Source organism: Pseudoalteromonas sp. ND6B, assembly GCF_000764215.1.
GTDB classification, from domain to species: domain Bacteria; phylum Pseudomonadota; class Gammaproteobacteria; order Enterobacterales; family Alteromonadaceae; genus Pseudoalteromonas; species Pseudoalteromonas tetraodonis.
This window is the reverse complement of sequence record NZ_JQFL01000065.1, coordinates 1-1468: the sequence shown is the minus strand read 5'-3', so window position 1 is coordinate 1468 and position 1468 is coordinate 1. Positions and strand designations below refer to the sequence as shown.

1 protein-coding gene, 1 pseudogene and 1 other annotated feature are annotated in these 1468 nt (G+C 43.6%); of the genes and pseudogenes, one reads left to right on the top strand and one right to left on the bottom strand.

The annotated features are described in order from the left end of the window. Positions 1 to 39 precede the first annotated feature (39 nt). Positions 40 to 1259, bottom strand: a protein-coding gene (locus ND6B_RS04450; protein WP_223230517.1) for an IS3 family transposase whose coding sequence is annotated in 2 segments (ribosomal slippage) — positions 40 to 971 and positions 971 to 1259 — 1221 coding nt in all. Because the reading frame shifts where the segments join, the coding sequence is not laid out codon by codon here. Then, positions 865 to 981, bottom strand: a sequence feature (AL1L pseudoknot). Its footprint overlaps the gene before it by 117 nt. Before the next feature lie 51 nt (positions 1260 to 1310). Here ND6B_RS04450 and ND6B_RS20200 point away from each other — a divergent pair. After that, positions 1311 to 1468: pseudogene (locus ND6B_RS20200) on the top strand (IS66 family transposase); the annotation flags it as partial.

The window sequence follows — 1468 nt, the reverse complement described above, 5'->3', positions numbered from 1 at the left end:
TGAATCGCCCCGAGTTCATCGGAGACCAGTTTGTTTAAGTCAGGCCACTTTACCTGACTCGTTTAAATTATCATAGTAGTCTGTTTCATATTGAGCTGGTGAAATATACCCAATTGAAGATAATAAGCGTTGATTATTAAACCAATTGACCCACTCTAACGTTGCGTATTCAACAGCATCAACATTCTTCCACGGGCCATTTCTGCGAATAATCTCTGTTTTAAATAATCCATTTATTGTTTCAGCCAATGCATTGTCATAAGAGTCACCCACACTGCCTACAGACGCTTGAATTCCAGCTTCAGCAAGTCGCTCAGTGTATCGTATAGACAAATATTGGCTGCCTCTGTCGCTGTGGTGAATTAACCCTTCGGGGTTGCCACGATGCCAAATAGCTTGCTCTAACGCATCAAGAATAAGCTCTGTGTGCATTGTCGTTGATACACGCCAACCTACAATGTATCGTGAAAAAACATCTATCACGAAAGCGACATAAACAAACCCACTCCATGTGGCAACATAGGTGATGTCAGCTACCCAAAGTTGATTTGGCTGCTCAGCAGTAAATTGACGATTAACTAAATCAAGTGGCTTATCTTGTTGCTCGTCAGGTATCGTTGTCTTATGTGCTTTACCCCGACGAACACCTTGAATTCCCATAACTCGCATCAATCGTTCGACTGTACAGCGGGCGACTTGATGGTCGTCAAGCTGTAGCTGCTTCCATATTTTTCTTGCACCATAAACTGACATATTATCCTCCCACACTTCGCGAATGAGTATTATCAGCTCAGCATCACGCTTTTTGCGGTTAGACAGTCGCTCAGGCTCTCTTTGTATCTGTTTATGAGAATAATACGTTGATGGTGCAATCGGCAATTCCTTGCAAATTGACTCGACACCGTAATGCTCTCTGCAAGCATCAATAAAATCCACTATTACTTCTGTTTGCGGTCGAGCTCCGCTTGGGCGAAAAAAGCGGCAGCTTGCCTCAGGATATCATTCGTTCGCTTGAGCTCTTTATTCTCGCGCTCTAAGACGGCAAGGCGTTCTTCAGTTGATTGCGTATTAGAAGAGGGTTTAGACGGTTGAGCTTGAGATTTCTTGACCCATGCTCTAAGTGTTTCTGGGGTACATCCCAGTTTATCTGAAATCGATACTAGCGCAGCCCAAAGAGAAGGGTATTCATGCTGTTGTGTGGTAACAAGCCTAATTGCACGTTCACGAAATTCTGATGTATAGCGATTTGATTTTTTCATAGTTCCAGTTTCTCAAGTTATTGAGTCTCTGGCAAACACGGGGCGATTCAAGAACGCGCGGTAAAACCGTTTGTGATAGGCCGAAAGAATTGGTTATTTAGCCAAACGGCTAACGGTGCCCATGCTAGTGCCACCCTTTACAGCATTGTGGAAACCGCCAAGATAAATGGTCTAATCCCATTTAATTACATCTGTGCTTGCCTTGATGA